This window comes from Salinivibrio sp. YCSC6 (assembly GCF_004916735.1).
GTDB classification, from domain to species: domain Bacteria; phylum Pseudomonadota; class Gammaproteobacteria; order Enterobacterales; family Vibrionaceae; genus Salinivibrio; species Salinivibrio proteolyticus.
Genome location: NZ_CP039516.1, coordinates 2393118 through 2419539 on the forward strand (window position 1 = coordinate 2393118; position 26422 = coordinate 2419539).

General features: G+C 49.4%; 25 protein-coding genes and 5 tRNA genes. 11 read left to right on the forward strand and 19 right to left on the reverse strand.

Annotation, left to right across the window (positions count from 1 at the left end):
* Positions 1-51 precede the first annotated feature (51 nt).
* Complete coding sequence (locus tag E8E00_RS11055) at positions 52-1377, forward strand: peptidoglycan DD-metalloendopeptidase family protein (RefSeq protein WP_096630902.1); 1326 nt, start codon at positions 52-54, stop codon at positions 1375-1377.
* Between the two features lie 87 nt (positions 1378-1464).
* Here E8E00_RS11055 and erpA read toward each other — a convergent pair whose 3' ends face one another.
* Positions 1465-1806, reverse strand: coding sequence for an iron-sulfur cluster insertion protein ErpA (erpA, locus tag E8E00_RS11060; RefSeq protein WP_069588460.1), 342 nt, complete (start codon positions 1804-1806; stop codon positions 1465-1467).
* 214 nt (positions 1807-2020) lie between these two features.
* Between erpA and hemL the strand changes: the two genes are divergently transcribed.
* Positions 2021-3313 carry a glutamate-1-semialdehyde 2,1-aminomutase gene (hemL, locus tag E8E00_RS11065; protein WP_096630899.1) on the forward strand — a complete coding sequence of 431 codons (1293 nt, stop codon included), beginning with the start codon at positions 2021-2023 and terminating at the stop codon, positions 3311-3313.
* Between the two features lie 116 nt (positions 3314-3429).
* On the opposite strand, the gene glsB is transcribed toward hemL, so the two are convergent.
* Positions 3430-4350 (reverse strand): glutaminase B, encoded by a 921-nt coding sequence (gene glsB, locus E8E00_RS11070; RefSeq protein ID WP_096631600.1) that lies wholly within the window; start codon positions 4348-4350, stop codon positions 3430-3432.
* Positions 4351-4444: 94 nt separating this feature from the next.
* Positions 4445-5161 carry a tRNA (guanosine(46)-N7)-methyltransferase TrmB gene (trmB, locus tag E8E00_RS11075; RefSeq protein WP_069588456.1) on the reverse strand — a complete coding sequence of 239 codons (717 nt, stop codon included), beginning with the start codon at positions 5159-5161 and terminating at the stop codon, positions 4445-4447.
* Between the two features lie 206 nt (positions 5162-5367).
* Here trmB and mutY point away from each other — a divergent pair, with 206 nt between their 5' ends.
* From mutY to E8E00_RS11110, 7 genes are all read left to right on the forward strand, one after another.
* Positions 5368-6456 (forward strand): A/G-specific adenine glycosylase, encoded by a 1089-nt coding sequence (gene mutY, locus E8E00_RS11080; RefSeq protein ID WP_096630896.1) that lies wholly within the window; start codon positions 5368-5370, stop codon positions 6454-6456.
* Positions 6453-6731, forward strand: a complete 279-nt coding sequence (locus E8E00_RS11085; RefSeq protein WP_069588452.1) for an oxidative damage protection protein — start codon at positions 6453-6455, stop codon at positions 6729-6731. Before mutY ends, E8E00_RS11085 begins: the two co-directional genes overlap by 4 nt.
* A gap of 97 nt (positions 6732-6828) precedes the next feature.
* Positions 6829-7971, forward strand: a complete 1143-nt coding sequence (gene mltC, locus E8E00_RS11090; protein WP_069588450.1) for a membrane-bound lytic murein transglycosylase MltC — start codon at positions 6829-6831, stop codon at positions 7969-7971.
* 136 nt (positions 7972-8107) lie between these two features.
* Positions 8108-8183, forward strand: a tRNA-Phe gene (locus tag E8E00_RS11095).
* A 45-nt stretch (positions 8184-8228) separates the two neighbouring features.
* Positions 8229-8304 (forward strand) — tRNA-Thr (locus E8E00_RS11100).
* A 2-nt stretch (positions 8305-8306) separates the two neighbouring features.
* Positions 8307-8382: transfer RNA gene (locus E8E00_RS11105), tRNA-Phe, on the forward strand.
* A gap of 4 nt (positions 8383-8386) precedes the next feature.
* A tRNA-Asn gene (locus tag E8E00_RS11110) sits at positions 8387-8462 on the forward strand.
* Between the two features lie 235 nt (positions 8463-8697).
* On the opposite strand, the gene E8E00_RS11115 is transcribed toward E8E00_RS11110, so the two are convergent.
* The 12 genes from E8E00_RS11115 to E8E00_RS11170 are packed head-to-tail and all read right to left on the reverse strand — an operon-like array spanning position 8698 to position 20576.
* Positions 8698-10389 carry a fused response regulator/phosphatase gene (locus E8E00_RS11115; protein WP_096630894.1) on the reverse strand — a complete coding sequence of 564 codons (1692 nt, stop codon included), beginning with the start codon at positions 10387-10389 and terminating at the stop codon, positions 8698-8700.
* 7 nt (positions 10390-10396) lie between these two features.
* Complete coding sequence (locus E8E00_RS11120) at positions 10397-10696, reverse strand: STAS domain-containing protein (protein WP_096630891.1); 300 nt, start codon at positions 10694-10696, stop codon at positions 10397-10399.
* An 8-nt stretch (positions 10697-10704) separates the two neighbouring features.
* Entirely contained in the window at positions 10705-11868 is a 1164-nt protein-coding gene (locus E8E00_RS11125; RefSeq protein WP_096630889.1) for a methyl-accepting chemotaxis protein, read from the reverse strand.
* On the reverse strand, positions 11858-12910 hold the full coding sequence (locus E8E00_RS11130; RefSeq protein WP_096630886.1) for a chemotaxis response regulator protein-glutamate methylesterase: 1053 nt from the start codon (positions 12908-12910) through the stop codon (positions 11858-11860). Before E8E00_RS11130 ends, E8E00_RS11125 begins: the two co-directional genes overlap by 11 nt.
* Positions 12910-13560 carry a chemotaxis protein CheD gene (locus tag E8E00_RS11135; RefSeq protein WP_077455315.1) on the reverse strand — a complete coding sequence of 217 codons (651 nt, stop codon included), beginning with the start codon at positions 13558-13560 and terminating at the stop codon, positions 12910-12912. The genes E8E00_RS11130 and E8E00_RS11135 overlap by 1 nt, the downstream gene beginning before the upstream one ends.
* A 1-nt stretch (position 13561) precedes the next feature.
* On the reverse strand, positions 13562-14407 hold the full coding sequence (locus E8E00_RS11140; protein WP_240531926.1) for a protein-glutamate O-methyltransferase CheR: 846 nt from the start codon (positions 14405-14407) through the stop codon (positions 13562-13564).
* A 2-nt stretch (positions 14408-14409) separates the two neighbouring features.
* Entirely contained in the window at positions 14410-16809 is a 2400-nt protein-coding gene (locus E8E00_RS17445; RefSeq protein ID WP_096630884.1) for a methyl-accepting chemotaxis protein, read from the reverse strand.
* Between the two features lie 3 nt (positions 16810-16812).
* Complete coding sequence (locus E8E00_RS11150) at positions 16813-17283, reverse strand: chemotaxis protein CheW (RefSeq protein ID WP_069588433.1); 471 nt, start codon at positions 17281-17283, stop codon at positions 16813-16815.
* An 11-nt stretch (positions 17284-17294) separates the two neighbouring features.
* The gene (locus E8E00_RS11155) at positions 17295-17792 is read right to left on the reverse strand and encodes a chemotaxis protein CheW (RefSeq protein WP_077455317.1); all 498 of its coding nucleotides are present in this window, start codon (positions 17790-17792) and stop codon (positions 17295-17297) included.
* A 9-nt stretch (positions 17793-17801) separates the two neighbouring features.
* On the reverse strand, positions 17802-19916 hold the full coding sequence (locus E8E00_RS11160; protein ID WP_096630881.1) for a chemotaxis protein CheA: 2115 nt from the start codon (positions 19914-19916) through the stop codon (positions 17802-17804).
* Positions 19917-19937: 21 nt separating this feature from the next.
* On the reverse strand, positions 19938-20297 hold the full coding sequence (locus E8E00_RS11165) for a response regulator (RefSeq protein ID WP_069588426.1): 360 nt from the start codon (positions 20295-20297) through the stop codon (positions 19938-19940).
* Between the two features lie 21 nt (positions 20298-20318).
* Positions 20319-20576: a lipid asymmetry maintenance protein MlaB gene (locus tag E8E00_RS11170; RefSeq protein WP_069588424.1), complete on the reverse strand. Its 258-nt coding sequence runs from the start codon at positions 20574-20576 to the stop codon at positions 20319-20321.
* 368 nt (positions 20577-20944) lie between these two features.
* On the opposite strand from E8E00_RS11170, the gene E8E00_RS11175 reads away from it, so the two are divergent.
* Together E8E00_RS11175 and E8E00_RS11180 are read left to right on the forward strand one after the other, a co-directional pair.
* A tRNA-Phe gene (locus tag E8E00_RS11175) sits at positions 20945-21020 on the forward strand.
* A gap of 514 nt (positions 21021-21534) precedes the next feature.
* Entirely contained in the window at positions 21535-22797 is a 1263-nt protein-coding gene (locus E8E00_RS11180; protein WP_096630877.1) for an HD-GYP domain-containing protein, read from the forward strand.
* Here E8E00_RS11180 and panC read toward each other — a convergent pair.
* Genes panC through pcnB form a run of 4 tightly spaced genes read right to left on the reverse strand, consistent with a single transcriptional unit; the run spans position 22794 to position 26375 of the window.
* Positions 22794-23687, reverse strand: a complete 894-nt coding sequence (gene panC / locus E8E00_RS11185; RefSeq protein ID WP_069588419.1) for a pantoate--beta-alanine ligase — start codon at positions 23685-23687, stop codon at positions 22794-22796. The genes E8E00_RS11180 and panC overlap by 4 nt on opposite strands.
* An 11-nt stretch (positions 23688-23698) precedes the next feature.
* Entirely contained in the window at positions 23699-24493 is a 795-nt protein-coding gene (gene panB / locus E8E00_RS11190) for a 3-methyl-2-oxobutanoate hydroxymethyltransferase (protein ID WP_077455323.1), read from the reverse strand.
* A 35-nt stretch (positions 24494-24528) separates the two neighbouring features.
* The gene (gene folK / locus E8E00_RS11195; protein ID WP_096630874.1) at positions 24529-25020 is read right to left on the reverse strand and encodes a 2-amino-4-hydroxy-6-hydroxymethyldihydropteridine diphosphokinase; all 492 of its coding nucleotides are present in this window, start codon (positions 25018-25020) and stop codon (positions 24529-24531) included.
* A complete protein-coding gene (gene pcnB, locus E8E00_RS11200) occupies positions 25017-26375 on the reverse strand; it encodes a polynucleotide adenylyltransferase PcnB (RefSeq protein WP_069588471.1) in 1359 nt (452 codons plus the stop codon). Before pcnB ends, folK begins: the two co-directional genes overlap by 4 nt.
* Between the last annotated feature and the right edge of the window lie 47 nt (positions 26376-26422).

Consider the following 26422-nt stretch of genomic DNA (forward strand, 5'->3'; position numbering starts at 1 on the left):
TGGGAATCTGACTGTCATATTTTGTATTCGCAGTGATTCAACATAGTTTTCATGCCGTTAAAAAAACTCGCAGCTTTACCTAAATTACATAAACTCACGATAGGTGCACTGAGCGCGTTCGTGGTATTACTCATCCTTGTCCCTGATGGCGCAAGCACGCCACGCCCTGAGCCTAATTTTGAACTTGGCAAGCATTACCCCTTACCCGTTGATGCCGTCTCTCTGCTGCCGCCTGAAGGTGAAATGCCTGCGCAGTTTAAACGCCATATCAACTGGCAAAGTTATGAAGTCCAGCATGGTGAAAGCATGGCCTTGCTGTTTAATCGTGCCGGTTTGAGTCCAACCACACTCTATCGTCTGGTTAACGCGGATGAAGGTACCAAAAGCTTGGCCTATCTCAAGCCGGGGGATGAAGTGCGTTTGGGCGTTGATGAAAACGGTGAACTGGTGCAACTCATTCAGCCACGCGGCACCAATGAAACCCTGATCGTGAGCAAGGTCGATGATAAATATCAGTCGCGCATCGAGACAAAAAACATTGATACACAACTGAACTTCGCCCGCGCTACCATCAAATCAAATTTCTGGCAGGCCGCTACCGATGCAGGGTTAGATCCGAATCAGATTATGCAGCTTGCCGGGATTTTTGGCTGGGACGTAGACTTTGCGCTCGATATTCGAGAAGGCGATAGCTTCTCTGTGCTTTATGAAGAAGAGTTTGTTGAGGGTGAACATATTGGGAGTGGCAACATCTTGGCTGCCACCTTTACCAACCGAGGGGATACGTTCACCGCGGTACGTGCCAAGAATGGCAAATATTACACCCCCACGGGCAAAGCGATGAAAAAAGCCTTCTTGCGCTCTCCTGTGAACTTCCGTTATGTCAGTTCGAACTTTAATCCGCGTCGCTTACATCCAGTGACAGGACGCGTAAAGCCGCACCGAGGGACAGATTATGTCGCTCCGGTTGGCACCCCTATCAAAGCCGCGGGGGATGGCGTGGTCATGAAAGCCTCATACAACCGCTTTAATGGCAACTATGTGTTTATCCGCCACAGCTCAACCTACATCACCAAGTATTTGCACTTAACCAAACGTAAAGTGAAAACCGGTCAACGGGTCAAACAAGGGGATATCATTGGTACCTTGGGAGCTACAGGCCGGGTAACAGGGGCGCACCTGCACTATGAGTTTTTGGTGAATGGTGTCCATAAAAACCCGCGTACGGTGCAATTACCCGAAGCTAAATCACTGCAAGGGCAAGAAAAACAAGCCTTTGTACGCCTCGCCGAGTCGCGTATGGCGCAGCTAAGTAAGTTTAATCAACTGCTTGCCTCAGTCGGACCGCTCAGCTATCACGCCAATAACGGCGGATAACCGAGCTGCACACAAACACAAACGGCGCCTGTCGGCGCCGTTTGTGTGATAGCCAAAACTATCCGTTATAGACGTCTCGTGAACCCGTTATACGCTAAAGGATGCGCCACACCCACACGTCGTGGTCGCATTCGGGTTATTAACAAAGAAACGTGAGCCTTCGAGCCCTTCGGTATAGTCCACCACACCGCCCATTAGGTATTGCAAGCTCATGGGGTCAACCACTAACTTCACGCCGCTTTTTTCGATTTCCATATCGCCTTCATTCACGTTTTCGTCGAAGGTAAAGCCATATTGAAAGCCGCTGCAGCCACCACCTGTAATGTAAACACGCAGTTTCAGATTTGGGTTTTCTTCTTCCTGAATCAGCGTTTTAACCTTAGTCGCCGCTGCTTCTGAGAACTCTAACGGCAAAGGTGCATCGCTCATTGTTACCTCACATGCTCATCGTGCTTAGCGTTGAATTATCTAATACCTGAGTAAAGTGTTCAAGTATTACCCGATTGATCGAGGATGTGATCAGTACGTATAAATTGCCACTCAGGGGTCAATCAAATCATACTCCATCTCGCCAGTGATCCGTATCTTTGGTTAAAATGCCCCAACGCAATTTAGGCTTACGCCTTACATAACAGGATATGTCATGACCAAATCAGCACAACTTTTCCTACAAGCAAGACGCACCATTCCAGGTGGCGTGAATTCTCCCGTACGTGCTTTTGCCGGCGTCGGCGGCGACCCTGTCTTTATGGAGCGCGCCGATGGCGCTTATATTTTCGATGCCGACGGTAAAGCCTACATTGATTTCGTCGGCTCATGGGGCCCGATGATCTTGGGTCATAACCATGCTGCTATTCGTGAGGCTGTGATTGATGCCGCTCATCGTGGCCTAAGTTTTGGCGCCCCGACAGAAAGTGAAATCACATTATCAGAATTAGTGGCAGAGCTGGTGCCGTCGATGGAAATGGTCCGCATGGTCAACTCTGGCACAGAGGCGACCATGAGTGCGATTCGTTTGGCACGCGGCTTTACCAAGCGGGATAAATTCATCAAGTTTGAAGGAAACTATCACGGTCATGGCGACTGCCTGTTGGTTAAAGCGGGCTCTGGCGCTCTCACCTTGGGTGAGCCTAACTCACCGGGGGTGCCTGCTGACTTTGCGAAACACACGCTGACATGTACCTATAACGACCTCGACTCTGTCCGTCAGACCTTTGAAACCTATCCAGACGATATCGCCTGTATCATCGTTGAGCCTGTATCAGGGAACATGAACTGCGTCCCGCCACAGCCAGGCTTTTTGGAAGGACTACGCGCTCTTTGCGACGAGTTCGGCGCTCTGCTGATCTTTGATGAGGTGATGACCGGCTTTCGTGTGGCTCTAGGCGGCGCTCAAGCTTATTACGGGGTGAAACCCGATCTCACCACACTGGGTAAAATCATCGGTGGTGGTATGCCTGTGGGGGCGTTTGGTGGTCGTCGTGATGTAATGGAGTATATCGCACCGACAGGCCCAGTCTATCAAGCCGGTACCCTTGCCGGTAACCCTGTGGCTATGGCGGCGGGCCTCGCCTGTCTCAGCGAATTGCGTCAGCCAGGCAACCATGATTATCTGGACAGTATCACCAAGCAGCTGGCCGATGGCTTTAAAGCCCTTGCGGACAAACACGGTATTGCACTGACCACCAACCAAGCCGGTGCAATGTTCGGTTTCTTCTTCACCGATAACGACACGGTCACATGTTTTAAAGACGTACAGCAATGTGATACAGAACGCTTTAAGCGCTTCTTCCACTTAATGCTAGAGCAAGGTGTCTATCTTGCACCGTCCGCTTATGAAGCCTGCTTCACGTGCTTAGCGCACGGGCAAAAAGAAATCGACGCCACCTTGTCGGCGGCCGACCATGCCTTTGCTACCCTAGCCGCTGAGGCATAAGCACGCGCAACCTTGGATGACATCTGTGGTTGAGTCACAAGCAAAAAGCCCCGCGAGATCTCGCGGGGCTTTTTTTCACTTGCGCTGATGGTGTTAGGCCTCATCACCGCCAAAAACTAGAATATCGAGCGCCCAATTCTTGCTGATAGGAGCTCAAGGGCAGCGGTTCCTGCCAACGAGTTGCCGGAAGGGTCAAGCTCGGGCGACCATACCGCAATCGACATTTCTCCGGGAACAACCGCAATAATGCCGCCGCCCACGCCGGATTTGCCCGGCATCCCAACACGGTAGGCAAATTCACCTGCACCATCATACAAGCCACACGTAGCCAGTAGTGCATTCAATTGCTTGCTCTGGGTTTTGGTGAGGATCGCGCGCGCGCCCCCCAACGGCTTGCCCTGATTAGCAAGATAGAAAAACGCTTTCGCCAAGTCCACACAACTCATTTTCAGCGCACAATAATGAAAATAATTGGTTAGTACCGGCACGACCTCGTTTTCAAAATTACCAAATGCTCGCATCAAATAGGCGATTGCGGCATTGCGGTCACTGTGCTGCATTTCCGAGTCCGCGACCACTTTGTCATAGCAAATATGAGGGTTTGCCGCCAGCGCACGAACAAACTCCAACATCCGCTGGCGCGGTGCCGATTGACGCGTATGCAGCATGTCACTGACCACCAGTGCCCCTGCATTGATAAATGGATTACGCGGGATACCTTGTTCCATCTCAAGCTGAATAAGCGAGTTAAAGGCTTGTCCAGATGGCTCTTTGCCAACACGCGCCCAAATCTCATCCGCTTTGTAGTTTTGCATCGCAAGGGTTAGGCTCAACACCTTGGAGATCGATTGAATCGAAAAGGCTTCATCTGCATCCCCGGCGCGAATAATCTCACCGTCGTTGTAACACACCGCGATGCCTAACTTATGATTCGGCACGTCGGCCAGTGCGGGAATATAATCGGCAACTTTGCCTTTGCCGATCAGCGGACGCACATCATCTAGGATGTCAGATAATAATTGAGAACTGGGTTTCACTTGCTTGCTCCCTTTACAGCTTGGGACAAAAAAGCCAACCCAAGGTTGGCTTTCAGTGCACATCGAAAAGTGGCGCCCACAAGGCGTCAATCAATCACGCCGTGCGTGTGTATTTAATATCCCACACACCATGACCGAGTCGATGACCGCGTTGCTCAAATTTGGTGAGCGGACGATCATCAGGGCGCGGAACATAATACCCCTCTTGGGCGATGTTTTGATAGTGTGGCGCAGCTTCCATCACTTCAATCATATGCTCGGCGTAGTTTTCCCAGTCCGTTGCCATATGGAATACACCACCGACTTTAAGCTTATCTCGGACCATTTCAGCAAACGGGAGCTGAACAATACGGCGTTTGTGGTGGCGCTTTTTATGCCACGGGTCGGGGAAGAAGAGTTGCACCGTATCCAAGCTTTCTTTCGGCAGCATTTGTTCAAACACTTCCACCGCATCATGGCACATCACACGCAGGTTAGTCACACCGGCCTCACGCGCCGCCATCAGGCATGCACCCACACCTGGGGTGTGTACTTCAATGCCAATAAAGTTTTTCTCTGGTGCGTTTTTCGCCATTTCAACCAAGGAAGCACCCATACCAAAGCCAATCTCTAACACCACAGGATTGTCATTGCCAAACACCTGCTGCCAATCCAATTCAGTGGCCTCAAAATCAATGCCCATGGTTGGCCAGCATTCATTCAGCGCTTGTTCTTGGCCTTTGGTTAACCGGCCTTCGCGACGCACAAAGCTGCGAATTTTGCGAATGACTTTTCCATCCTCGGTCAGTTCGGTTTTAGTGACTTCAGTCATGATTGTATGCCTGTGATGCAGTGATTGGGACTCAATGATTCGCGCAAGACCCAAGATTGTTGGAAATCTAAACGGACTGCGCATTATGCAAAGTTTTCACGCCAGCGCAAGTTGGGATCAAGTGATCCTATTGGTGATCCCTGTCGTTAGTGTACCCTGTGCCCTGCATCCGTGCACGTGTGAGCAAAACAATAAGAGAGATCGCAGTGAGTCAATCCTTTTCAGACGCCATCTTGGCATGGTACGACCAATATGGACGTAAAACCTTGCCGTGGCAGCAAAACAAGACGCCTTATAAAGTCTGGCTAAGTGAAATCATGCTTCAGCAGACACAAGTCAGTACGGTTATTCCTTATTTTGAGCGCTTTATGGCGCGCTTCCCAACTGTGACGGACTTGGCGAACGCGGATCAAGACGAGGTTCTCCATTTGTGGACAGGGCTTGGCTACTACGCGCGGGCACGCAACTTACACAAGGCCGCAAAGGTGATTGCCGAGCAATACGACGGCGTTTTTCCTACCACCTTAGAGGCCGTGATGGCCTTACCCGGGGTGGGACGTTCCACCGCAGGTGCGGTACTTTCCCTATCGCTTAAACAGCCACATCCCATACTCGACGGCAATGTAAAACGCACACTCGCGCGTTGCTTTGCCGTCGAAGGATGGCCGGGTAAAAAACCAGTTGAAAACAAGCTCTGGGCGTTGGCAGAAACACTGACACCCACAACAGACACGGATAAGTACAATCAAGCCATGATGGATATGGGCGCTATGATCTGTACCCGCAGCAAGCCGAAGTGCGAGCTTTGCCCCGTCGCGGAGCGGTGTGAAGCGCGTGCGCAAGGACGCCAACTCGATTTTCCCGGAAAAAAACCGAAAAAAACGCTACCTGTCAAACAAACCAGTTTTTTACTGATTCAGTATCAAGACGAAATCTGGCTAGAGCAGCGCCCACCCAGTGGCCTTTGGGGTGGACTATGGTGTTTACCTGAAGCTGAAGAGCAACACGCCGAGCAAGCAATTCAAGAGAAGCTACAAGGCCTCGTCCCGCTACGCACCGAAGTATTAACCGCGTTTCGCCATACCTTTAGCCACTTTCACTTAGATATCGTGCCGATCAGCGTCACGGTATCGCAACGCCCTCAAATCGTCATGGAAGCCAATCAAGGGCTTTGGTATAACTTGTCACAACCCGCAAAAGTTGGATTGGCGGCCCCAGTGAAAAAGCTGTTAACCTTGCTTAATCACGAACGCCAACGCCCCCAAACAGGCGATAATGAGGAACCTAGATTATGAGCCGTACCGTATTTTGCCAACGCCTCCAGAAAGAAGCTGATGGCCTTGATTTTCAACTCTATCCCGGTGAGCTGGGCAAGCGTATTTACGATAACATCTCAAAAGAAGCGTGGGCTGACTGGCAGAAAAAGCAAACCATGCTCATCAATGAGAAAAAGCTCAACATGATGGATCCCGAGCACCGTAAATTGATCGAGGCTGAGATGGTGAAGTTCCTTTTCGAAGGCCAAGACGTGCAGATCGATGGTTACGTGCCACCGGAAGATAACCAATAACGCGCGCTGCGCCACAAGCAGATTGCGTTATCACTGCAAATCACCCGCATTGTGTTAGGCTAAATGCGGGTGTTTTTTTATGCTAACGCGATGAAAGATGACGCGATTACTCTGTTTACTGATTTGCTGTCTAAGTTTACTGATCACAGGTTGTAGCCGCGAAAGCGTCGAGCAGTACGTGGGCGTCAGCTATAAAACGACCAACCGATTTGCGAAAAACCTCGCCCCTCTTCCCGGTCAATTTGAAAAAGACATTGACGCGCTCAACCAATTAATCGGTCAGTTTACTGGCAACATTGAAGTGCGCTGGGGTGAGAATCAAGTCTTTGTGTCGGGCAAACGCGACTACGTTAAATACACAGATAACTATAAAAGTCGGGCTCGAATTGATTTTGAACGCGGTGTTATTCAAGTTGAAACCGTCGCCACAGACAATCCAAAATCGCATTTAAAACAGGCAATTATCACCACCCTGCTCACACCTCAAGACCCTGCCTCTGTCGATCTTTACTCGGCGGCTGAGGTGCCACTCGAAGGTCGCCCCTTTTTGGAAGGACAAGTGGTGGACCACGAAGGTAAAGCCATTAGCTGGCAGTGGCGCGCGAATCGCTTTGCCGAATACTTACTCGACCACCGTCTGAAGAAAAAACAAGTCCGTTTTCAGAATATGTATTACGTCACCATCCCTATGGTGAGTGATCACGTCGCGAAGCGAAGTTATCAGTATGCTGATATCGTCCGCCGCGCCGCCAAGCGCTATGATATTTCAGAACAGCTTATCTATGCGATTATCAAAACGGAAAGCAGCTTCAACCCCTATGCGGTAAGCTGGGCGAATGCTTACGGGTTAATGCAAGTTGTCCCCAAAACCGCAGGACGCGATGTGTTTAAATTAGTGAAAAAGCGTCCTGGCCAGCCCACCCCGAAATACCTTTTTGATCCAGAGAAAAATATTGATACTGGCACTGCGTACTTCTACATCCTTAAAAACCGGTATCTTAAAGCCGTACGCGATCCTCTCTCTTTGCACTACAGTATGATTTCCGCCTACAACGGTGGAACGGGAAATGTGCTACGAACCTTTGATCGCAATCGCGATCGCGCCATGCGAGACTTAAATAGTCTAAAACCTAATCAGGTATTTTGGGCGCTTACTCACCGCCACCCTTCTTCGGAGTCTCGGCGCTACCTACAAAAGGTAACGCGTTACCAAAAAGAGTTTGCGAATTTACCCCAATAAGCTCTGATGAAACCCTGAAAATTGTGCACTTTTATGGCATTTCGCTGCCTTTTTATCCAAACAACACGATTAGCGCACTTTTTTCAAAAAAACAGTTGACGGTGAGACGGAAAATCCGTTTAATAGCGCCCCGTTGGCCCGGATAGCTCAGTTGGTAGAGCAGGGGATTGAAAATCCCCGTGTCGGTGGTTCGATTCCGCCTCCGGGCACCATATAATGAAATAATGGTGTGACACACAGTATTTCGCGATTTGTGTGCCGGCTTAGCTCAGTTGGTAGAGCAACTGACTTGTAATCAGTAGGTCGCCAGTTCGACTCCGGCAGCCGGCACCATTGCCTCGATAGCTCAGTTGGTAGAGCAGGGGATTGAAAATCCCCGTGTCGGTGGTTCGATTCCGCCTCGAGGCACCATTATTCCCCCATAGTTCAGTTGGTAGAACGGCGGACTGTTAATCCGTATGTCACTGGTTCGAGTCCAGTTGGGGGAGCCACATTTAAAGAAAGCGTTAACCGAAAGGTTGGCGCTTTTTTTGTTTGGCTATCGCCAAATATGTCACTGGGCTAGGCGCCCCCGACTAGGCGTCCCCGATGAGTCCAGCCGGGGAGCCACATTTAAAGAAAGCGTTAACCGAAAGGTTGGCGCTTTTTTTGTTTGGCTATTGCCAAATAGGCCACTGGGCTAGGCGCCCCCGACTAGGCGCTCCACCCCAGTTACAAGCCTATCCGTTACGCTTGGCCATTGTTAAGCTTAAAAACTGCTTCAACGGCTCGACCTTGATCACTGTAGCTAAACTGCTCGCATATCGATTTAATCAACGTAATCCCTCGCCCAGACAAGCTCTCCGCATCATGGTTGGTTTCTCGGATTTGACGTTCATAATCAAAGCCCTTCCCTGAGTGCGCTATCTTCAAAATAAAACGCTGTACCTTGGGCTGAAAATCTAACTCCAACTCAATGTAATGCTCACCACTTAGCGCATCGAGTTTTTCTTGCCGTGATAGATAGTAATTAAAGAAACCATCCACATCGTTTTTCGATACGGACTCTAGGCCCAAAATACCATAATCGAGCGCATTATTGAGAAGCTCTGATATCACAGTGCAAATTAAATCAAGGTCAGTACTTTCTCCCACGATGCCTTTTACTCGCCCTCTTAAATCAGCGATTAAATCGGCTTTTTTCAGTAACTCGGTATCAAAACGAATTTGAGTACACGATGGGACGACAGAATAAGGTTGCAGTGAAACTGTATGGTCCAGCCTTTCAGGGCAAGCAATCGGAAAAGAAAGCTCTAACATGGAAATGTCATCAGTGACGCCAGCATCCCCTGCGAAGGCTGAAAGTGTACGCTTTACTTGCTCAATTAAGCTGCCCTGACAACCACTTAGCGCTCGAATAAGTCCAATTTCAGATAGCTGCTTATCAGACTGATTTCTCGCTTCAATTACGCCATCTGTGGCTAGGAATAAACGCTGCCCTTCCCTGAACTGTAACCGCGTGATAGTCGCATCAAAGCTCGCCCTGTCTTGCGCCCCTAGTGCCATGTGTCGGCCGTGATGGGTTTCTAACACTTGCCCATATTGATCAAGACTGTAAGCATCCGGCATCCCACCGGTCCACATATTCACAGTTAATCCATCTGGCATCACTTCCAAAACCGCACCAGCGAGCATAGTGCCAACGGGCATAAAGTTGCGTAAGTGAGTATTAACTTCACTGGCAATATCGCCCACCGGTAAGCCTCGTTGAGCGGTTGTGATAAAGGTTTTCACTGCTGGAATAGTACTTATTGCAGCAGGAAGTCCATGCCCTGTGGCATCAGCAATCAGGATATATAGCCCACCCAAAGGCCTAGGTAATATCATGGTAACATCGCCATTAAACAGACTGTATGAGCCTGAGTAACTATCAACCCCTGATACGCCCGATAAACTAAATGACATCAAACGCTCAAAAATTTGGCTTGCCATCGCGTGCTCATAGACGGTAGCCTCTTGGAATTGTTTCAGCTGGTCGCGTTGGAAGGTGACTTCGCGGAACAGACAGGTATGACGAAAGTGGGTCCGCACTTTAACGATAAGCGTCGCAACATCCACCGGCTTACTCAAAAAGTCATCACCGTATTGCATGCAGCTTGCATAAATATCTTGGTCATCAATGCCGGTCAAAAATATGATAGGTAGCAACTTTTGCGGGAAACGCCTGCGTATTTCCTGCGCCATTTGAAACCCATCAATTTTAGGCATGTTGACATCAGAGATGATCAAGTCTGGAAACATTTCCGGCGAGATAGCCCCCAACAGTTGAAGCGCCTCGCTACCATTCATCGCCATGCTGATATTATCAGCTTCGTCCTTTAAGGCTGCTGCAATATAGTGCACCAACGCCGGCTCATCATCGACCACCAACACGTTCATAGGCGACTCACTCTATTTTGAATTTTTTCTCAAATTTGGCGATAAACAACACACGCTTAATCGCATCCGGACAGTTGATTAGCCGAATTGAACCATCAGATTTGTTTAAATAGTCCTGCATGTTCAAAAGAATACCGAGTCCCGCACTATCCATATAGGTCGCTTCTCGGAGGTCAACAACGACTTCTTGGCTTTTAAGATCCGCGTATGCCTCTCGAATCTCCTGCACTAAGGTAAAATTAAACTCGCCTTTAACATGCAAGATCACTTGTTTTCCATCACCTTGATCTTCGCGTCGAATTCTCATTGGCACCTCTAAAATAATTCTATTTCACCCTCATCGAGGGATTGCTGTTTCGCAGGCGCTCGATCAGCAGAGCCTGCTTTCTCTTCAATTTCATTAACCTTTTCATTTAGCGCATGCCAATCGATATCCTTTTCAGACATGGTTTCAATAATCAATGCGTTCAATTCTTCCAAAATATGCAGATTGTCGAGTATGTGACCTCCTTGTTGCGTGATAATGTCAGCAAATTGTAGGTTCTTGATGCACGAGCTGATTTCTCTTTGTACTTGCTCACCCAATGTTGATACTCTCTCAATCTCTTTCCCTACCTGATCGTTGACCGATTTCACCCCCTCTAATAAGGAGTCAATACGTTCTTTGGAACGAATAGACTCGGTCATATCTAGAGAAGCGATTTCACCCACGGTATCCTTGGTTTTATCGACACTTTCTTGGGCAAGGTCGATATGCTTGTGGATTTCAGTATTGAGATCCGTCGCTTTAATCGCGAGCGAACGAACCTCTTGGGCTACGACCGCAAAACTGCGTCCATTTTCGCCGGCGCGCGCCGCTTCAATAGCAGCGTTCAATGCAAGCAAGTTAGTTTGATCGGACATGGCTTGCACATCATCCAACAGCTCAAACACCTCATTGAGTTTGCTCGACATTTCTTCAATGGTATAAATGGACGACACGCTTTTATCACTGACCTTGACCATAATGTCGATATAAGCATCAATCGCACGTTCAGTTTCGGGTAACACCTTGGTCAGGCTGTACTCGCTTTCTTCGTTATGCAGTAGTTCATTTGCCATGCTGGTCGTGGTCGCGACTTGGTCCTGACACGCACTTTGCATACTAAAGAAACTCCCATTTAGGCTTTCAACCGATTCATCAATCACCTCTCGTTGACGCGCTAACTGCTCACGGATTGGTACCAACTCAATCGATAAAATATGATGAATACGGCGTAACAGTTGTTCAGGGGCATCCTTTTCCACCATGTCGGCCCCTTCTTCCATATCAATCGAAGCGCGCTTTTTCGATAAATGAAGAAGCTGTCCCCCCATTAATGCGAATACCAACACAGCAAACACACCGGCTTGCCACGTCATCGACCATAACGCAAAGCCAATCGTGAGGAGTAACGTCAATATCGGTGGCCATATTAGGGACTTTGAATCACTTGCCATAGACTGTCTCCACTAAGAAATTTGCCACATTAGAGAGCGGAAGGACTTGTGATGCGCCCCCGAGTTCAATTGCGACACGTGGCATCCCCCATACCACAGAACTGGCTTGATCCTGCGCCGCGGTTAATGCACCGGCTTGATGCATTTTTAGAAGACCGGACGCCCCGTCTCTCCCCATTCCAGTTAATATGACCCCCACCGATTTAGCACCGACGGCTTCCGCAACAGAGGAAAACATCACATCAACAGACGGGCGGTGACGCTCAACCGGCGCTTCATCGGTCGGTTGGCAATATAAATGACCTTGTCTATTTACCACCGTAAGGTGGCGATCGCCCGGCGCCACATAAACATGCCCTTGAATAAGCGGCATGCGATCAGCCGTTACTTCTTCGACGGATAAACGACAAGCTCGGTCTAACCGCTGAGCGAAAGGCCCACAAAAAGCCGCCTTGATGTGCTGAGTAACGACGATGGGCGGCATGTGTTCGGGCAGTCGTTCAAGCACCCCCCTTAGCGCCTCCGTACCACCAGTGGAAGCACCCAGCGCAATAACTTCATATCCTTTGCGATTATAATGATGGCGATTGACCTGCACGGGTGCTGCTTGTTTACCCCACAGAGGTTGACCGATGTTGGCTTGGGCCGCCGCTTTCACTTTACTCACTAGCTCATCCCGTTCTTGGGTCATGGCGGTAGCAATATTGGCAGACGGTTTAGGCACATAGTCGACCGCACCAATCTCCAATGCCGATAAAGTGACCTCGGCCCCATGCTGGGTCAAGGTCGATACCATCACCACAGGCATTGGCCGTAAGCGCATCAAATTTTTAAGAAATTGAATACCGTTCATCTTCGGCATTTCAATGTCTAACGTAATCACATCCGGATTTAGCTTCTTAATTTTTTCCCGTGCTTCATAAGGATCTTCCGCCGCCCCTATGACCTCAAGGGCAGGATCACTCTCAAGACACTCCCGAATCAATGTTCGATAGAGCGGTGAGTCATCAACGATCAGTACTTTATAGCGATACTTACTCATCAAAACAGCTCCACATCTTGATTATCAGCGCTGTCATCTCGAGATTCTTGCAGCAAGCGTTGATTGTATTGGGCCTCTTCTGCCACCAGCTCTTTTTGACTGAGAGACTGAATTTTCTTCACCCAAGCTTTTCCAGTTCTGGGATCAAACAACACGCGGCGAGGAAAAGACTGGCCAAGGTCTTCCGAGACTAAGGTCAGATCTTCATTGGCAACATAGCGACGAACAAACTCAATGTTTTTGCGCCCTATAGCGATGTTCTGCCCCATGATATTGCCCCCACCAAAGAGCTTGACGCGTAAACGGTTTTTTATCGCCCCTTGTTGCAACAAGGTATTGATGAGGATCTCCATGGCATAATTGCCGTATCGGGCCGCATGAGACATGTATTGCTCTGCACTCCATTCTTTCGCCGCTTGGTCATCTTTAAGTGGCAACATAAAGTGATTCATGCCGCCAATATTGGCGAGAGGATCCCAGATACATGCAGCAATGCACGACCCTAACCCTGTCGCGATAAGCTCGTCGTCCGAGCTGACGTAAATCTCTCCCGGCTTCAATTTCACCATGTGCCTGTCATGCTCTGGACTAAAAAAACGCTTTACGGTTTTTTCTTGGGCATGATGGTGCAGTTCTAGTGCTTGGTGCATATCACTCCCGTTTGCGATACATGGTATGGCCGAGGTTGTCGAATTTATCCGCCATTTTTCCAATGCCTTCAGAGTGGCCGATAAATAAAATGCCGCCCGGCGCTAATTGGCGCCAAAAGCGCTCAATTAACCATTGCTGCGTCTCGCGCTCGAAATAAATCATCACGTTACGACAAAAAATCGCATCCATTGCATGCTTGTGAGGCCATTCACCTTTTAGATTAAGTTGCTTAAAGCTAATAATGTCGCGTAGCGCTCGTTTGGCTTTAAATAAATCCTGCTTAATCCCTTTTCCTTTGAGAAAGCCCGGTTTGAGATACTCCGGCGGGATGGTGTTAACAACCTCCAAGCTGTAGGTGCCGTTGCTCGCGGTGTTCAATACTTGGGTGTCGAGATCCGTTGCCAATAAATGAACATCCATTTGACCACCAATCATGCCGTGACCCGCCAATACTGACGCAATGGTGTAAGGTTCTTCACCGGTAGAGCACCCTGCCGACCAAATCCTCACCCGCTTTTGCTTACGTTGTTGCCACAGGGGGATCAACTGATGGGCGAGGAAATCAAAGTGATGACGCTCGCGAAAAAATTGCGTTTTATTGGTGGTGAGTGCATTGATAAAAGCCACTCGCTCGTCAGCACTTTTCTCCACCAACGCAAAATAGTCATCAAAGTTTGCCACGCCCGTTCGGCGCAAACAGCGCGCCAAACGGCTATACACCATACTTTTCTTTTTGTCCGCCAACGAAATACCGGTTTCATTCAGCATAAATGTCTGCACAAACTTAAATTGCGTTTGGCTGAACGAGTATGCACTCGCAGATGACGAGCTCACCGGCGCACTCACGCTTAAAACTCCTCCCACTCATCACTGACTTCAGACGCCGCGCTTTTCCCCGAATTCACCGCTTTTAGCCGTGCTGCTGGCGCGGCTTCTCCATTGCGATAAGGCGCTGGTTCTTTCTTCACCGCGACCGATGAACGGGGTGAAGCGGGTTTCGCATTCGATTGTGCAAGTTGCTTATCGACTAACTTTTCGGCATCAATATCGATTTGGAAGAAACCGATTAGATTAATCAATTCAGCACTCTCATCGCGCATTGACTGGCTAGATGCTGCGGCCTCTTCCACCAAAGCTGCGTTTTGCTGCGTCATTTGGTCCATACGCGCCACAGAGCGGGTGATCTCGTCGATTCCGGTCGCCTGCTCTTGGCTCGCCGCGTTGATCTTGTCAATAAGCTGAGATACTTCCATCACCGAAGAGACAATTTCTTCCAACATCTCCCCAGATTCATCGACCAGTTTCGAGCCTTGAGTGACTTTCTCTACACTGTCTTTGATCAGTTCTTTGATTTCTTTGGCGGCACCAGCACTGCGCTGCGCCAAATTACGGACTTCGCCCGCGACAACGGCAAAACCTCGACCTTGCTCGCCCGCTCGCGCCGCCTCAACGGCCGCATTCAGCGCCAATAGGTTGGTTTGGAAGGCGATTTCATCAATCACGCCAATGATGTCAGCAATTTTCTTACTCGCATCATTGATTTCGGCCATGGCTTCAACGGTTTCTTTGACCACTTCACCACCTTTGCGCGCTTTTTCACTGGTTTTAGACGATAAAGTATTCGCAGAGGCCGCACTTTCCGCATTTTGCTTCACCGTAGCCGTCATCTGCTCCATACTCGCTGCGGTTTCCTGTAAATTGGCCGCTTGTTCTTCAGTGCGTTCACTCAGATCGTTGTTACCCTCGGCAATCTCAGCGGAGGCAGACGCCACACGTGCTGAAGAATGGGTGATCTTCTCTACCATATTGCGCAAGTTGTTGATTGAAGCATTCACCGCTTGGCTCAGATCTTCAAAGTCCCCTTTGTAATCCTCGGGCATATTGATTTTCAGATCACCTTTCGATACGCCACGCATCACGCGAATGCATTCGTTCAATGGGTCGACGAAACTATCGAGTAATTGGTTAATTCCGTTACCCAATTTGGCCATTGAACCTCGATACTTCTTGGTATTCATGCGATCGCTTAAGTTGCCTTCTGCCGCTTTAGCAATCAGTCGCTCCACTTGACGCTGGCCGTCCATTTGCTCGGTAATGTCTTCCCATTGAAGCGCAGGGCCGATGTATTCGCCGTCATCGTCATAAAGGGCAATACAGTTAAGAGCAAACTCCACCTCACCTACGGTAATTTCCGCTTTAAACGGCATACGTTCTGGAGACGCAATAATCGAGAGTTGATGGGCAGGATTTTTGTGGAACTGATCAATGCTGGTACCCACCAATTTGTCGGCAGAAAATCCAGGATAGATTTGGCGCATCTCCTCTTCACGACCATTAAACAAGTCTGTCACCGCGGGGTTGAGATAACGGATAATGCCGTCTTTATCCGCCAGCATCACATTAGTGGTCATGCCCTCTACCACAGCCGCCAGTAGCGAACGCTCAGCTTCCTTCTTGCGACGTTCTGTCACATCACGCCACTCTATGGTAGTGCCGATGTGGCTACCATGTCGGTCGTAACTTGCCGTCGCATGAAACTCAAAACGGGCTGATTTAAAGCGAATATCACGATTAATGGGTAAGTTATTCGGCGACAAGAAGGTGTCGCGCTGAAGCTGTGGAAACAGATAATCGATTTGCTTACCGATAATATCGTCACGATTCGCAACAAACGCATTGTTTTTACTGCGAAATGTCTGCTCATGCTGCTTACATAAGCGGACGGTTTGCTCATTCACATGCGTGATCTCACCGTGCGTTCCTAAAATAACAAACGCACTGTGGGTATTATCCAATGCGCCTTTTAGCAAGCTATGCTCTTCGCTCTGGTGAGCGCGTGCGGTTATATCACTGAGCTCAACACTAAAGCCTTGCCCATCCGTCACTTTGCTGGCAGACACGCGCAGCTTCCCAGCGCCAATTTCAATGTTTTGTACCGAGGGCTTGTCGTCTAATAGCTGCTGCCATTGCTGATAATCGACCAAGTCTGACGGCAATACTGCACTCATTGGTTTGCCAAAAAGCATGTCACTTTGGGCAGTGAATTCGGTATTACCGCGCTCTCGAATCGCCGCTTGATAACATTGCAACAACTGCAATGCCCGTCGGTTAATCAGTGTAATTTGCAGTTGATTGTCGAGCATAATGAGTGCAGCAGGCGCGACATTGAGTGCCGCAAGAAGCTGCACATTCTGCTTTGTTTGTTGGGTTTGTTGCTCTTGCTGTACTTCCCTTTTAAACCACGCCATATTCTAGTCCTCGTTCGCGATCTCGGGTTGTGCTGTTTGCTGTAACTGATCAAAGTCGAATAACTGCTCTAAATTAATCAGGACCACATGCCTATCATTCACCGAGGCGATCCCTTCCATATACCACTCTTCGCGTCGATGTAGCCCAGGCGGGGCTTTAATTTGCTCTGTACTCAAGTTATGTACCTCTGCCACGGCATCGACCACGATGCCCAACGAGATACCTTGCTTGTCTCTTACGATGATAATTACGCTCATTGAGGTCAGCGTGGCTGGCGGCATACCAAAACACTGGCGAATATCCATGATGGGGATGTATTCTCCCCGTAACTCCAGTACACCTAACATGTGCGGCAACGAATTAGGAATGCGTCGCACTTGTGACCAACCGCGAACTTCTTTCACATCCAAGATGTGCACGCCGTACTCTTCGTCTTCCAGTAAAAAACTCAAATACTCTCGTGATTGCTCCATATTTATTTCACCTATATCCAGTGCTCGATACGCAGCAACTCATCAACATTGATTAATGACATTACCCGCTGGTCAACATTGAGCAGGCCACTTACGTAGGCAATCACTTGGGAATCACCGATAGGTGGCATAATCTGTCCTTCACCTTGATCCACCACATCTGATACCGCATCCACCACAACGCCCATGACCTTGTGGTTCGCGGCTTCACTGGCGCGTAAAATCAGCACGACCGTTTCACGGTGGTAGTCCGCTTTTTTGGTGTTAAACCGCACACGTAGATCCATGACAGGCACAATCATGCCGCGCAGGTTAATGACGCCGAGAATAAATTCCGGAGAACGCGGCAATAGTGTTGGCGGCTCCCAAACTCGGATCTCTTCGACGGTTTGGATATCCACGCCATAAAGCTCACCCGCTAAATCGAAGCTCAGGTAATCGCTGCCTTGTAAACGATCGACGCGGTCGTCAATGTCCACCACGTCTTCCGACTGCATCAGATTCTGCATGGCCTCTCCTTATGCCGCGGCGATATGACCGCTAGCGTCACTGACGCGCGACAAGAATTGCGTAATGAGTCCTTGGATATCGAGGATGAGTGATACCGAGCCGTCCCCCAAAATAGTGGCACCGGAAATACCTGCCACGCGGGTATAATTAGACTCTAAGCTTTTGATCACGACTTGCTGCTGACCCAGTAATTCATCGAGCAACAGCCCGACTTTCTTATCGCCCGCTTCAACCAAGCAAAGCAATTGCTTATCGAGATCCTCGCCACAGTGCCCTAACCCAAATTCTTCTTTTAAGCGCAAAATAGGGATGTTTTCATCGCGTAGGCGATAAAGTTGTACGCCAGACGCGGTTTTAATTTGTTGGCTATCAATTTGAATGGATTCGATAATAGAAATAAGTGGCACCACATAAACTTGGCCCGCCACCTTGACGAGTTGTCCGTCTAAAATCGCCAGCGTTAATGGCAAACTGATTTTGAATGTGCTGCCTTTTTCGGGTGCTGAGTGCACATCGATATTACCGCCCAACTGCTCGATATTACGGCGCACGACGTCCATCCCCACACCGCGCCCTGATACGTCTGATACCTGATCAGCGGTTGAAAAGCCCGGAGCAAACACAAGATTGAACACTTGCGTGTCCGTCAACTCATCAATCGGTAAGTCATCTGAGATGAGGCCCTTATCCAGCGCTTTTTGCCAGATTTTTTCTTTGTTCAGTCCGGCACCATCATCGCTAACTTCAATCACAATAGAGCCGCCTTGATGATAGGCATTCAAATGCACTAGCCCAGTTTCAGGTTTGCCTTTTTCTTTGCGCTCTTCGGGGGATTCCAAGCCATGGTCGACCGCATTTCTCACCAAGTGCACCAGCGGGTCGGAGATACGCTCTAAAACCGTTTTATCCAGTTCAGTGTTTTCCCCTTCAATCATGAGCTCTACACGCTTACCCAACTGCGATGACAGGTCGCGAATCAAACGAGGGAAACGGTTAAAGGCAAAGCTAATCGGCAGCATGCGGATATCGAGCACACTCTCTTGTAGCTCTTTGGTGTTTTGCATCAACTGCTCGAGGCCTGACTGGAGTTGCTCGAGTTTTTCTGGCGAGAAGTTACTACTGAGTTCAGCCAGCATAGATTGTGTGATCACTAATTCGCCGACCAAATTGATCAGGTTATCGACTTTGTCGATCTCAACACGAATGGAGGAAACGCTAGCATCACTTTTCGCAGCCGGTTTGGGCGCCGTTTTTTTGCTACTGGATTTGCTGGCCGGCTGAGCCTTGTCCGATGTTTGTTCCTGTGCAGGCTGCGCTGATGCCACAGGCGCGTTGTCAGAAGCCACTGTATTCTCTGAAGCTGAAGCAGTCGCCGAAGAAGCTGATCCTGTCGATGCTTCCTCATTGCGCGTAATACTCAGCTCACACTCATCTTCGACCCAATCAAAAATCGCTTCGATATCTTCACGGGGAATATGCCCATCAACGCGCACTTGCCATTTTAAAAACAATTGCTCGGGATCGAGTTCGGTAAAATCTGGCAGAGCAGAGGGATCACACACAATATCCGCTCCACCGGGTAGTGCTTCGAGTTCTCGAAGAATACGTACCGGATCATTGCCGGAAAACAACATGTCTGGGTGAGGCTCAAAACCAACCAGCCATTCGCCCGCTACCGAGACAGCGGGGACTTCAGCGACGTCAGGCGTTTGCGCTTCGGAGGGCGCTGCGGCCTCATTTCCCATGATGGCGTTTAACGCTGCGGTCACCGCATCACGTTCAGAGCTGTCATAGTCAGTGTCGTTTTCATACGACTCCAACATGGACAAAATGCAGTCCCCACCACGCAGCAGCACATCAATAGTGTGACTATCTAGCTGCCGCTTCCCTTCACGCGCTTCATCAAGCAGCGTTTCCATGTCATGGGTGAAATGACTAATATCATCGAGATTAAATGTCGCGGCCCCTCCTTTAATCGAGTGAGCAGCACGGAATATGGTGTTAATTGATTCTAGGTCAGTGGCTTCGGGGTCAAGAGCCAATAACTCTCGCTCCAGCACTTCCAGATTCTCGCGGCATTCTTCATAAAAAATGCGCCGTAGCTGGTCCATGTCCATGGCCATAGAACCCTCCGTCGATGCGCCTTACAACACGCGCTGTAGTGTTTTCAGTAAGGTGTCTGGATTAAACGGCTTAACGATCCAGCCCGTCGCTCCGGCAGCTTTACCGGCCGACTTTTTCTCTGCTGAGGTTTCGGTGGTCAACATCAAGATGGGAGTAAATTTGTACTGCGGCACGCCGCGTACTTGTCGCACAAATTCCAACCCATCCATCACTGGCATATTGACGTCTGAAATAATGAGGTCGAATTTCTTGGTCTTCGCTTTGCGCAATGCGTCTGCGCCATCGTTTGCCGTTTCAACTTGGTAACCGGCTTCTTTCAAGGTATGACTCACCATTTGCCGAATGGATACTGAATCATCTGCTGCAAGTATATTTGCCATCCTCTTACCCCAACTCCATGTTTAACGATTGAGCTTTAGTAGCTCGACCATGCCTGCGGTTTGCGCCGCGCCATAAAGACTTTCAGACACGTTTTGCCATTGCAGTTCCTCTTGAGTCCGAACCAAGCAAAGCAACAACTGAAGGCCCGCACCATCGATACGATTGACACTGCCCGCGTCTAGGGTGCACTGCTTTTCGTCGCCGATTTTGTTTGCGATTTCTTCTTTAATTGATTGAATCTGGGTGATATCTAATGACTCTCCAAGGGTAATTTCCATCACAAAGCTGCTCTAACTGTTTGTTTAAAAACATATGTTTTCTATTTCGTTTTATAAGTGTAGCAACTATCGGCTGAGTGACGGTTTTTTAGCCACACAAATACAAAGAGAATGTTAAGAAATACAACCATCCGACGAGAGAAAAATAGACATTAAAGACAAAAAATACAGTCACTTAAACATTGGATGGGACGACGAAAGAAAGGCGTATAAAGAAATGCATGCCGCATGCCGGATTTGAAATTAGCGAGAATGCTCACACTTCGTACAAAACAGGGTGTAATCAGTAATGAATATTGTTTGTTAGGCGTTTAAGCTGAAATTTACTTTGACATTATGCAGTTAATACTATTAAATAGCGCTCCTTAGCCCGGATAGCTCAGTCGGTAGAGCAGGGGATTGAAAATCCCCGTGTCGGTGGTTCGATTCCGCCTCCGGGCACCATATTTATGAGAATCCCTGCTCACACGAGTGGGGATTTTTTTATGTCGACACCGTGTCGGTGGCCTTGCAGGTCGCAATCTATTCCGCCTCCGGGCACCATATTTATGAAAATCCCTGCTCTCACGAGTGGGGATTTTTTTATGCCGACACCGTGTCGGTGGCCTTGCAGGCCGCGATAGATTCCGCCTCCGGGCACCATATTTATGAGAATCCCTGCTCTCACGAGTGGGGATTTTTTTATCTGTTTTTTATCTCGTTATCTCCACACTCACGTTTATCATCTGTCCATCACGCTTCATGTTGGTTTTCCTATCTAGCTAGGGAAAAACGCCCGCCGAATCAATTAAAGTCGGCTATCTTTGTAATACATCAGTGGCAACATGATTGAGTGGGGATATCAGAGATATCAATAGTCTGTGTGACACCCCGCATTAAACCACATACTGTACTGGTAGTATGGCGTAACACCACATTCATTCACGGACCAAACAGGCGCAAATCTCCCAGAGTGAGCATGGCAGCAGGTAGCATTAAGCTTTCGACCGAACGGCTACAAGCCGGTTTATATATAAAACTCCCACTGAAGTGGCGTGATCACCCTTTTATGCTGAATCGTTTTCAAATTGAGAGCGATGCACAAGCCAAGGTGATTCGCTCGCTCCCGATTAGTTTCGTGTATTACTACCCAGATAAAAGCATTTCGACGCCTCTCCCTGCACTTGCCGAGAAAACGGAAAATCCTGACGAGGTGGATCCCAACGCCGTGCACCGTGAAAAAGAAGCCATGGAGCAAGAAAAGCAGAAACGGATAGAAGAGCAGCGCCGTTTTCGCGCCCGTATTCAGAAAGTACAGCAACACTATCAACGTTCTATGGCACAGCTTCGCGCTATCAATATGAAGGTGTCACAGCGCCCCCAAGCCGCCAATGAGGATGTGCGCATGCTGGTGGATAGCCTCATGGTTGTCGGTAGCGAAGCGAATGTCACCTTGCATTTAATGGACGACCCTTCGCTTGCGGAAGATATGTATGCGCATTCGTTGAATGTGGCGGTATTGGCCCTGATGCTGGCCAGAAGCCATGGTTACGACAATGATAAAATCCGCGCTCTTTTAACCGGCGCCGTTCTTCATGATATTGGGACCAAAAAAGTCCCGTCGGCGATTATTCGTAAAAAAGAGCGCCTGACTGAACCTGAGATGAATTACTATCGCTTGCATGTCGCTTACGGCTCGGAGCTGATTACCGAGATGGATGAGTGTACGCCGAGCGTGGAGAAGATCCTTGCCCAGCACCATGAGTACGCCGATGGCAGTGGTTTTCCTGACGGCCTTCAAGGGGATAATATCGACGAGATGGCGCAAATCGTCAGCATGATGAACTTTTACGATCGGTTATGCCGCCCTCAATTTGGTGCGCCGGCACGCATGCCATTTGCCGCCCTATCTCATCTTTTTAAAGACAACAAAGAGAAATTTAACCCGCGGTTGCTGGCACTGTTTGTCAAAATGATGGGCGTGTATCCACCCGGCACCGTGGTGAGGCTTTCAAGTGGTGAGACGGGAATGATCGTATCGGTCAATAGTAGTGCTCTGCTGAAACCCAACGTCATGCTTTACGACCCAGAAATTCCCGCGGATCAAGCGACCATTATTGATATGCGAGAGAGCGATCTAGAGATAGACACCGCCGTGCCTATCTCTAAATTACCGCAGGAAATTAAAGATTATTTGAAACCAAGAACACGGATTTCCTACTTTATGGATGGTGATGGCTAGTGACTGGCTGACTCGGCTTTTTCAGCCTTGTCCGCGGCACGCTGTAACTCAACCACCAGATTGTCAATTAAGCGAGTCTGTCCCAAGTAAGCCGCCACTAAGATAACAGCTTGACGACTCTCTTCAGTGACTTGGCCAAGGGTTGACGCATCACGGATATAAAACTCATCCGGTTGCAAGCCAGCGGCACGGAGTTGATCGTGCGCATCTTCAATCAGATCGTCCAGATCACGACGGCCATTACGCATCTGTGCGCTCATCCAACGCATCGTTTTCGCGAGTACGGGCGCGCGTTGACGCTCGTCGACAGTCAGGTTGTTGTTGCGAGAGCTCATCGCCAAGCCATCACTCTCACGCACAGTTGGCACACCGACAATCTCAATCGGCATCGCCATATCTGTGACCATTTTGCGGATCACAGCAAGTTGCTGGAAGTCTTTCTCGCCAAAGCACGCCACACTGGGCTGTACTAAGTTAAAGAGCTTAGTGACGACGGTCGCCACCCCACGAAAATGTCCGGGGCGCGATGCGCCTTCCAGCATAGTGGAGAGCCCTGGGACGTCCACCGTGGTGTGTGTCTCAAGCCCTTGAGGATAAAGCACCTCAGCACTCGGGGTGAAGACGAGATCGACGCCCTCTTCACGCAATTGGGCTAAATCGTCTTCCAAAGTGCGTGGATAATTGGCCAGATCGTCTGCACGGTCAAACTGCATCGGGTTCACAAAGATGCTCACCGCCACCACTTCACCAAGCTCACGCGCCTTACGCACCAGCGTTAAATGCCCTTGGTGTAAATTGCCCATTGTGGGTACAAACGCAATGCGTTTATCGGCTTTTCGCCACTGGCTAATCTGATCGCGCAGCGGCGCAACCTCAGAAATCACCTGCATACTCGGCCTCTCTATTTAAACGTATGTGCGGGACCCGGAAACTCACCGCTTGCTACTTCTTTGACGTACTTGGCCACCGCTTCACGCGCATCGCCAGTTTCAGCCAAATAGTTTTTTGAGAATTTAGGCATGTAATTAGCAGAGACACCGAGCATATCATGCATGACCAAAATTTGACCATCGGTGTCACCGCCCGCACCGATTCCAATCACGGGTACCGACACGGTGTCAGTAATACGCTTAGCCAGTGAGGCGGGAACGCATTCCAGCAAGATGATCTGCGCGCCGGCTTTTTCTAGCGCGACCGCATCAGCCACCATCTGCTCGGCTTTATCTTCCTCACGGCCTTGTACTTTAAAGCCACCGAAAATATTGACCGATTGCGGGGTGAGACCCAAGTGCGCACAAACAGGTACGGCACGCTCGGTCAGCATTTTTACTGCGTCCACCAGCCATGATCCGCCTTCAATCTTTACCATATTGGCGCCAGCTTTGATCAGCTCAGCAGCATTGGCACAGGCTTGCTCCGGTGTGGCACAGCTCATAAATGGCATATCTGCCATCAGCAAGCTATTTGGGCTACCCGCACGCACGCAACGGGTGTGATAAGCCAATTCTTCAACCGACACCGATAAGGTATCGCTCTTTCCTTGCAGAACCATTCCAAGCGAATCGCCCACAAGTAAAACAGGCACTTCCTGTTGCTCGAACAATTGGGCAAAACTCGCATCATAAGCCGTCAGTGATGCAAACTTTTGGCCCTGCTGCTTCCATGTCATCAGATCAGTGATTGTGATTTTTTTCATTATGTCTCCCAAAGCCTGAAACTGGGGCCCACCGATTAAGCGTGATCGCTAATACGGGTTAAACCATTACGATCGACGCGCGTCAGGCTCGCGGCGAGGGTGCTGCCGTCGGGCAAGCACAAGTCGGGGGCAATGTCGGCAAGTGGATAAAGCACGAACTCGCGCACTTTCATGCCGTAGTGTGGCACCGTCAGTCGCGGATGATCGATGACGCGATTGCCATAGAGCAAAATGTCGAGGTCCAAGGTTCTTGGCCCCCAGCGTTCTGCTTTGCGTTCCCTGCCATAATCAAGCTCAATCGCTTGCGTTGCATCCAATAGTGTCAAAGGGTCAAGGTGGGTGTCCAGCGCAATCACTGCGTTAATATAATCCGGCTGATCAGCTGGCCCCATAGGTTTACTCGTGTAAAGCGGAGATACCGCAACAAACTGACTTTGCGGCAATTGCTTTAAGGCAGCAATCGCTTGGTTCGCCTTTTCTATCGGGTTCCCCAAGTTACTACCAATGGCGATATACACACGATTCATGAAGATGAATTCGATTGTGGTTTACGTCGTCGTGGCGCTTGCTTACGACGGCGAGGTTTACGTGTATTACTCACTTTATTAATGGCGCGGACCATTTTCTGTCGGCCACCTTGGTCGGCACGTTGGAAATCACGCCACCATGCACCTAGCACCTCGGTATCTCCACCTTCAACCGCACCACGCATTTCTAACAAATCAAACGCCGCACGGAATTTGGATTCGTCGAGCAATTTGAAGGCGCGAGCCCCTGTGCGACGCGTCATGCGCATTTGCAGTTGCCAGATTTCTCGTACCATTGCCGTGAAACGGCGTGGAATTGCCACCGTTTTCACTTGCTCGTCCAGGATGTCGTTAGCGGCCACCATAAAGGCATCGTAATAACTCAAGCCACTTTCGAACGTCATCTCCTCAGCACGTGTTACCACGGGATACCAAAGCATGGCCGCAAACAAAAAGGCCGGATTAATCCGTTGACTGTTGGCGATCCGTTTATCCGTGGAGCTTAAGACCTGCTCAAGCATTTGTTCGGTTTGACTGGTGTGCTCTTCGGTAAAGTGCGCCGCAACCGCAGGGAAAAGCTGTTCGAAGAGATGATACTCTCGCAACATTTTATAGGTTGCCAAGCCTTGACCTGCTTGCAGCAGTTTCAGACTTTCTTCAAACATGCGCGCCGACGGGATTTCTTGTAGCAACGGGGCCAAGGTTTCAATCGGTGCGGCCGTGGCCGGATTGATGGTCATGTCGAGTTTGACGGCAAAACGTACCGCACGCAACATCCGCACCGGATCTTCGCGATAGCGCGTTTCAGGATCACCAATCAAACGAATAATGCGGTTGTTCAGGTCGTCCACACCACCGGCGTAATCTCGAATCGAAAAATCAGCGATGTTGTAATACAACGCGTTAACGGTGAAATCGCGACGTTGTGCATCTTCATCAATGCTGCCATAGACATTGTCTCTTAGCAGCATGCCGTCTTCTGAACGCGCCGTGTGCTTACTTTTCTTCGGATCAGTGTGATGACCTCGGAAGGTCGCCACTTCAATCACATCACGGCCGAACAGAATATGGGCAAGACGAAATCGCCGTCCGACAAGGCGGCAGTTTCGGAATAACTTACGCACTTCATCTGGCGTGGCATTGGTGGCGATATCAAAGTCTTTGGGGTCACGCCCCAAGAGTAAATCACGCACACCGCCACCGACGAGGTACGCCTCATAGCCCGCTTTATGCAGGCGATAGAGCACTTTCAGCGCATTTTCGCTGATACCTTTTCGCGAAATGCCATGTGCTTTGCGGGGGATAACTTCCAACTTAAGATCCTCTATTGCTCGTGATTTATTATCACGATTCAGAACCTTACGGCAAAAGCTGGTCACTCGATTAAAGATAGCTCACCTCG

Bases quoted from the DNA above. Each gene is read 5' to 3' on its own strand.
- E8E00_RS11115 (WP_096630894.1), bottom strand. From the start codon at position 10,389: ATGAACGTGTTGGTGGTCGATGATGAGCCGGCGTTGGTGCACTATATT.
- hemL (WP_096630899.1), top strand. From the start codon at position 2,021: ATGACCAAATCAGCACAACTTTTCCTACAAGCAAGACGCACCATTCCA.
- E8E00_RS11180 (WP_096630877.1), top strand. From the start codon at position 21,535: ATGGCAGCAGGTAGCATTAAGCTTTCGACCGAACGGCTACAAGCCGGT.
- erpA (WP_069588460.1), bottom strand. From the start codon at position 1,806: ATGAGCGATGCACCTTTGCCGTTAGAGTTCTCAGAAGCAGCGGCGACT.
- E8E00_RS11170 (WP_069588424.1), bottom strand. From the start codon at position 20,576: ATGGAAATTACCCTTGGAGAGTCATTAGATATCACCCAGATTCAATCA.
- trmB (WP_069588456.1), bottom strand. From the start codon at position 5,161: ATGACTGAAGTCACTAAAACCGAACTGACCGAGGATGGAAAAGTCATT.
- E8E00_RS17445 (WP_096630884.1), bottom strand. From the start codon at position 16,809: ATGGCGTGGTTTAAAAGGGAAGTACAGCAAGAGCAACAAACCCAACAA.
- folK (WP_096630874.1), bottom strand. From the start codon at position 25,020: ATGAATCGTGTGTATATCGCCATTGGTAGTAACTTGGGGAACCCGATA.
- mltC (WP_069588450.1), top strand. From the start codon at position 6,829: ATGACGCGATTACTCTGTTTACTGATTTGCTGTCTAAGTTTACTGATC.
- E8E00_RS11125 (WP_096630889.1), bottom strand. From the start codon at position 11,868: ATGGCAAGTGATTCAAAGTCCCTAATATGGCCACCGATATTGACGTTA.
- E8E00_RS11055 (WP_096630902.1), top strand. From the start codon at position 52: ATGCCGTTAAAAAAACTCGCAGCTTTACCTAAATTACATAAACTCACG.
- E8E00_RS11120 (WP_096630891.1), bottom strand. From the start codon at position 10,696: ATGAGAATTCGACGCGAAGATCAAGGTGATGGAAAACAAGTGATCTTG.
- E8E00_RS11085 (WP_069588452.1), top strand. From the start codon at position 6,453: ATGAGCCGTACCGTATTTTGCCAACGCCTCCAGAAAGAAGCTGATGGC.
- E8E00_RS11130 (WP_096630886.1), bottom strand. From the start codon at position 12,910: ATGAGTAAGTATCGCTATAAAGTACTGATCGTTGATGACTCACCGCTC.
- E8E00_RS11165 (WP_069588426.1), bottom strand. From the start codon at position 20,297: ATGGCAAATATACTTGCAGCAGATGATTCAGTATCCATTCGGCAAATG.
- E8E00_RS11135 (WP_077455315.1), bottom strand. From the start codon at position 13,560: ATGCACCAAGCACTAGAACTGCACCATCATGCCCAAGAAAAAACCGTA.
- E8E00_RS11155 (WP_077455317.1), bottom strand. From the start codon at position 17,792: ATGCAGAATCTGATGCAGTCGGAAGACGTGGTGGACATTGACGACCGC.
- E8E00_RS11150 (WP_069588433.1), bottom strand. From the start codon at position 17,283: ATGGAGCAATCACGAGAGTATTTGAGTTTTTTACTGGAAGACGAAGAG.
- panB (WP_077455323.1), bottom strand. From the start codon at position 24,493: ATGAAAAAAATCACAATCACTGATCTGATGACATGGAAGCAGCAGGGC.
- E8E00_RS11160 (WP_096630881.1), bottom strand. From the start codon at position 19,916: ATGGCCATGGACATGGACCAGCTACGGCGCATTTTTTATGAAGAATGC.
- panC (WP_069588419.1), bottom strand. From the start codon at position 23,687: ATGCAGGTGATTTCTGAGGTTGCGCCGCTGCGCGATCAGATTAGCCAG.